5 protein-coding genes and 1 pseudogene are annotated in these 5,793 nt (G+C 34.7%); all 6 read right to left on the bottom strand.

All coding sequences use genetic code 11. The features are described from left to right. Window positions 1-998, bottom strand: a 998-nt coding sequence (locus ACXJH6_RS00195; RefSeq protein ID WP_456469744.1) for a ribonucleotide-diphosphate reductase subunit beta, incomplete at its 3' end; no start/stop codon positions are given. 108 nt (window positions 999-1,106) lie between these two features. Next, window positions 1,107-1,628: a hypothetical protein gene (locus ACXJH6_RS00190; RefSeq protein ID WP_456469743.1), complete on the bottom strand. Its 522-nt coding sequence runs from the start codon at window positions 1,626-1,628 to the stop codon at window positions 1,107-1,109. Next, entirely contained in the window at window positions 1,625-2,572 is a 948-nt protein-coding gene (locus ACXJH6_RS00185) for an MlaD family protein (protein WP_456469742.1), read from the bottom strand. Before ACXJH6_RS00185 ends, ACXJH6_RS00190 begins: the two co-directional genes overlap by 4 nt. Further along, a complete protein-coding gene (locus ACXJH6_RS00180) occupies window positions 2,569-3,318 on the bottom strand; it encodes an ABC transporter ATP-binding protein (protein ID WP_456469741.1) in 750 nt (249 codons plus the stop codon). Before ACXJH6_RS00180 ends, ACXJH6_RS00185 begins: the two co-directional genes overlap by 4 nt. Continuing rightward, window positions 3,315-4,397, bottom strand: a complete 1,083-nt coding sequence (locus tag ACXJH6_RS00175; RefSeq protein ID WP_456469740.1) for an MlaE family ABC transporter permease — start codon at window positions 4,395-4,397, stop codon at window positions 3,315-3,317. Before ACXJH6_RS00175 ends, ACXJH6_RS00180 begins: the two co-directional genes overlap by 4 nt. Next, window positions 4,388-5,793 (bottom strand): annotated as a pseudogene (locus ACXJH6_RS00170) (ribonucleoside-diphosphate reductase subunit alpha); the annotation flags it as partial. The gene ACXJH6_RS00175 and the pseudogene ACXJH6_RS00170, both read right to left, overlap by 10 nt.

The raw sequence follows: 5,793 nt of genomic DNA, 5'->3' as shown, positions 1-5,793 counted from the left end.
ACGTTTCCTTCAAAAAAGTTTGTTTTCTGGTCGTTAAAACTGCTGAAACTGTCAAACCAGCTGATAGGGTTTTTAAGTCCAACTTCCGGGAACAGCAATTCAAGCCCCATAGCCTGGGCTCTTTTATTGGCTAAATATTTAGTAAACCTGTCAATGAGCTCTTTACTAAGACCTAATATTTCATCATTTGTAATGTAAAATCCCCAGTCTCTTTCAAGTTCATAAGCAGAATATAACATATCTTTTATATTTTTAATAACTTGCGGTGTAAAAAGTTCAGGAAATTCTTTTTTTATCTCTTTAAAGATATTGGCAAAAAGAAGTGTATGGGTTACTTCGTCTCTTTGAATAAATCTAATCATCTGAGCGCTTCCAAGCATCTTACCTGCCCTTGCAAGCACATAAAAAGCGGCAAAACCGTTATAAAAATAGACACCCTCAAGACACTGATTTGCCACTATCATATAAACTTTAGCCTCATCATCGCCGTTTAGAGCCTTTAACCCCCACTCTTCATAAACATTTCCTATGAATTCGTTTTTCTTGCGAAGATTTTCATCCGCTCTCCACATCTCATAAATTTCATCGGTATTAAGTGAAATACTATCCACCATTACGGCGTAACTTTGAGAATGAAGCGCTTCTTCAAATGCCTGACGAACCAGACACATATTAACCTCAGGCGCCGTAATCCAAGGATTTACATGGTCCGGGGTGTTGTTTGTCTGAATTGAATCCATAAAAATAAGCTGGCTTAGAGCTTTATCGTACATTCTCTTTTCAGCCGGCAACAGCTGTCTGTATTGTCTGGCATCTTCGGTTAAGTCCACTTCTCTTGGAAACCAGGTATTAGCAAGCATCATCTCCCACAGATTATAAGCCCATGGATACGAAAGTTTATTTAAATTGATAATCCCTTCGGTACATCCGTTGATAATAGATGTAGTACTCCCTTTATGTACGGGACAGTTATAGTTAAAAAGTCTTTTTATCTGCATTTTGCCCCTTTATGTTTTTTATAATTATAACTAAAAGAAATCTGATATTTTACCATTCCCTTCATCCTTCAACTTTCCCCCTTCATCCTTCCCCCCCTTTTTTTCCCTTCAACCTCTCTTCCTAAGCCACTTTATCAAATCCTCTTCAAATCTTTTAACAGCCTTGTTAAAAGCCGCAACGGCACTTTTTGCATTCTTTTTACATGGAATTTTATAATTAAAATCTTTGGCTTTACCGTTGGCATACGCTTTAATATCAAGCAAAACGTATGAATTTTTTTCAGTAACAACATGCACGGCATCCGTAATAAAAAGTTTTAAATCAATATCCCCTTTTTTATTAAAATAGACGGCTTTAAAGGAGTGAAAAAGCGCATTATAAACGCTTTTTTTAATTAAATTGTCAAAATCGTCAATCCATTGGGAATAAAGATAAGGATTTTTTTTATAACCTTTTTGCCAGTATATTTTTCCGGTTTTTAGAATCCTATCGGAATCTATACTGAGGTTTACGGTTTTTTCAGATTTTTTTACTTTGATATCCGTATCGTTAATCGTATAACTGACAACCTGGTTTTTAGTAGAACACGCCAGGAAAAAAAGGGGAATTATTAAAAACAGTTTTTTCATTCTCCGGGTCCTTTTGGTGGATTTGCTTTTTTAAAAATAATATCGCTCGGTGAATTTTGCAGTTGATTTAATAAAAGCTGAAGTTTGATAAGCGCTTTTTGAAGCTCTTTATTTGATTTATCAAGCGGCTTTAAATTTTTCTCAACTATATCTTTAAAATCATACTGCCCGCTTTTTATTTTTTTATCAAGATCAATTATAAGGTTGCTGGTGTTTTTCGAAACAGAATGTATGCTTTTGTTAATATCCGTTTCAGTTTTCAGCGTATGGGCGGCTAATTTGGAAATTTCTTTTTTTACTTCTTTAACGGCAGTCTTTATATTGTTTTGCATATCGTTGAAATTTTTAATACTTTTTTCAAGTAAATATTTATTTTTATCCAGATATGCCGAAATTTTTTCCAAATGCAATAAAATTTTGTGAACATGGGAAATCTTTTCCGCACTCAAAGCATTGTTTAAATTATCCAGCAGTTTATTTAACTTATCCGTAGTCTTTGATACGGTCTCAAACAGTTTTGCGTTAAACGAGGGAATTGTTTTTATTGTTGCAGGATTGGTTTTTGATGTTTTTAAAATTGGTGAATTTTTACTTCCCCCTTCAATTTCAATATATTTAAGTCCGGTAATACCCTCAAGTGCGATAAACGCATAAGAATCGCTCCTTAAGGGAATGTTTTTATCAACAGTGAAAGTAACAATAACCGAATCAGGTTCATCGGGATTAATTGTAATTTTTTTTACACTACCTATATTTAACCCCATATATTTTACGGGAGAAGCTATATTAAGCCCAGAAACTGATTCGTGAAAAACGGCTTTATAATAGCTTTTAGGTTTTCTATTGATACTGAAATTCCCAAGCCAGTATATAAAATATACGGCTCCCGCGCTTAAAAATATCGTAAAAACACTCAAAATTAAATAATTTACTTTTCTATTCATTCTATCTCCATAAGTATAGGTTTTAAAAATTTTTGAACTTTTTCATTTTTTGAATTCACAGCCTCTTTAAACGTTCCTTCAAAAACAACTTTCTTATCTATAAGTATACAAAACCTATCAAGCACATTTACTATTGTCTGTGGGTCATGCGTTACCATTACCACCGTAGGTTTAAAAAAAGAATGCAGTTCTTTTATCAAAGAATCAAATGCCCTTGCACTCACAGGGTCAAGACCGCTTGTAGGCTCGTCCAAAAACAACAGTTTAGGATCAAGTGCCAAAGCTCTTGCAAGCGCCGCCCTTTTAACCATTCCGCCGCTTAGACTCTTTGGCATCTGATATGCAACGTCTTCATTTAATCCTACAAGTTTAATTTTTGAAAAAGCCGTTTTTTCAATAAACTCATCAGGTAATTTTGTATATTCTTCAAGTACCACGCTTATATTTTCAAGAACTGTTAATGAAGAAAAAAGTGCTCCGAACTGAAATAACACCCCCCAGTTTTTTTTTAATTCAATTTCTTCTTTTAAACTCAGCTTTTTTACATTTTTACCCATAATTTCTATTGTTCCTTTAAATCTGTCTTCAAGCAAAATCATTTCTCTTAAAAGTGTACTTTTCCCGCTGCCGCTGGCCCCTAAAATTCCGTAAATTTCGCTTTCATATATTGTTATATCAATATTATCATGAATGATTTTTTTCCCGAACTTAGTTGTCAGATTTCTTACTTTTATAATTTCTTTCATATCCCAAGCTTTGCAAGTATTATTGAAAACAACGAATCAAGCGCTATTACCCAAAAAATAGCGTTTACAACACTTTTTGTAGTATATTTACCTATATCCTGCGTAGAATTCCTGACCTGCAATCCCCTGTAAGTTCCTATAAGGGCTATTACTGTTCCAAAAAAAGGAGCTTTTCCAAGTCCGATAAACACATGTTTTAAAGCCAAAACCTCTTTCGTGCGTTCTAAAAACATATCAAAACCAATATTCAAATCAATAAAAGAAATTATCATACCTCCAAAAACCCCTATCATATCGGCAAAAAAAACTATCAAAGGCATAGCTATCATCATAGCTACAACCCTCGGAATCACAATAAACCAAAAAGGTTCAAATCCAAGCGTTTTCATAGCGTCAATCTCTTCTGTGAGTTTCATAACCCCGATTTCGGCACTGAATGAAGACGCGCTTCTTCCCGCTACCACAATCGCTGAAATTAGAGGTGCGATTTCCCTGAACATAGAAATATCAAGCATATCCACAATAAATATATTAGCTCCGAACTTACTAAGCTGCACTGCCCCCTGATAAGCCACAACCACACCGACCAAAAATGAAGTCAGCCCCACAATAGGAAGCGCCCCGGCTCCTGCTTTTACCATAACCGCCGCCGTTTCTTTAAATCTGAATTTCCACGGATGAGTAATTAAAAAAATTAAAAAATAGATAAACTCCCCGAAAAAAAGTAAAAAATTTAATGTGTTTTCTTTTATCGCATCAATAATTTTTAAAACATAATCTTTTGTTTGAGTAAAAATATCAGGAGGAGCCGGAATGTTTAAGTCTTTTAAAGTGGAGCCCACAAAATCGTATATCTCTTTCACGGAAGAAGACATGTTTATGAGTTTATTGCTCTTAGAAATTTCTATTAAAAATAAAGCCCCTTCATAATCAATATTTTTAATTTCTTTTAAATCTATAATTAAATTCTTTTTTTCTTTCAAAAAATAAATATCAGGTATGGTGTTTTTATCTAAAACTCCGATTAAACGGATTAAATTTTTATCCGATTCGATTTTTAGCATTTTCACTACTGACATCCAAAACACTCAACGCTTCTGTCCATTACCTCTTCATTAACTTCAGGAGACTGGCTTCTTAAATAATAAAACGACTTAAGTCCTAATTTCCATCCAAGAGTATAAATCTCATTCAGATATCTTCCGCTTGCCTTATCGGTTGTAATGAAAATATTAAGACTCTGCCCCTGGTCTATCCATTTTTGTCTGATGGCTGCGGCTTTTACAAGAATTCTCTGGTCAAGTTCGTATGCCGGAGTATAAAACATATACGTATCGGCACTCAGATTTGGAACAACCACAGGAATAAGACCGCTTAGATTTTCTTCATACCATTTTCTTTTGTAAACCGGCTCAATAGTCTGAGTGGTACCTGTAAGAATGGAAATAGAACTCGTAGGCGCTATTGCCATTAAATATCCGTTTCTAATACCTTCTTTTACTTTTTTTCTAAGCCCTTCCCAGTCATACTGCATAGCCGAAAAGAGGTCTCTTTCCACAAGTTTTTTAGCCTCTTCGCTTGCCGTATCTATAGGCAAAATCCCCCTGCTCCACCTGCTTCCTTCAAACTCTGGATAAACACCCTTTTCTTTTGCCAAATCACAGCTTGCATTAATAGCATGATAACTGATGCCTTCAAATATTTCATCAATTAATTTCAGATGTTCATCACTTCCCCAGAAAATCTGTTTTTCAGCTAAAAGCTGAGCCTCACCCATAGCCCCAAGTCCAATAGCCCTGTTTTTAAGGTTTGTATCTTTTGTCTTTTTAACAGGATAATAATTCAAATCAATTACATTATCAAGCATTCTAATCGCCACAGGAACAACCTCGGCTATTTTTTCAGGCGTATTTACACGACTTAGATTTACACTGGCCAGATTACAAACCGCCGTTTTACCGTCAAACGGTACTTTTTCCACCATATAGACTTTTTTCCCGTCAATTGAATGAAGGGAAGTAATTTTTTTACCCTTGACAACTACCTCGACCTCTCCCAAAGAGACTTTAACATCTTCATCTTCTTCAAAAAATCTCTCACTTCCGTCTTCAAAAATAACTTTTACTTTATAATGGTTTGGCTCTGTATTCTGAAAAATCTCCGTACACAAATTTGAGCTTCTGATAATTCCGGCATGGTCGTTTTGATTTCTTTTATTAGCGTTGTCTTTAAAGCAAAGAAAAGGATTTCCCGTTTCATAATATTCAAGCAAAATCTTTTTCCAAAGTTCTTTTGCTTTTATTCTTCTTTTTTAGATATTCTCATTGTTTTCATACTCTATATATCTCTTTTCAAACTCTTCTCCGTAAAGGTCTGTCAAGTCCCCCGTTTCATACGGGTCAAAAAGAGTCCAAAGACCGTCTTCTTGTACTCTTTTCATAAATAAATCCGGAATCCATAAAGCCGGAAAAAGGT

This window comes from Caminibacter sp. (assembly GCF_053999135.1).
Note: the sequence above shows the minus strand (reverse complement) of the source record. Positions and strands in the feature narration are given on the sequence as shown.

Coding starts and splice junctions, on each gene's coding strand:
- ACXJH6_RS00180 (WP_456469741.1), bottom strand. CDS start 3,318: ATGAAAGAAATTATAAAAGTAAGAAATCTGACAACTAAGTTCGGGAAA.
- ACXJH6_RS00185 (WP_456469742.1), bottom strand. CDS start 2,572: ATGAATAGAAAAGTAAATTATTTAATTTTGAGTGTTTTTACGATATTT.
- ACXJH6_RS00175 (WP_456469740.1), bottom strand. CDS start 4,397: ATGTCAGTAGTGAAAATGCTAAAAATCGAATCGGATAAAAATTTAATC.
- ACXJH6_RS00190 (WP_456469743.1), bottom strand. CDS start 1,628: ATGAAAAAACTGTTTTTAATAATTCCCCTTTTTTTCCTGGCGTGTTCT.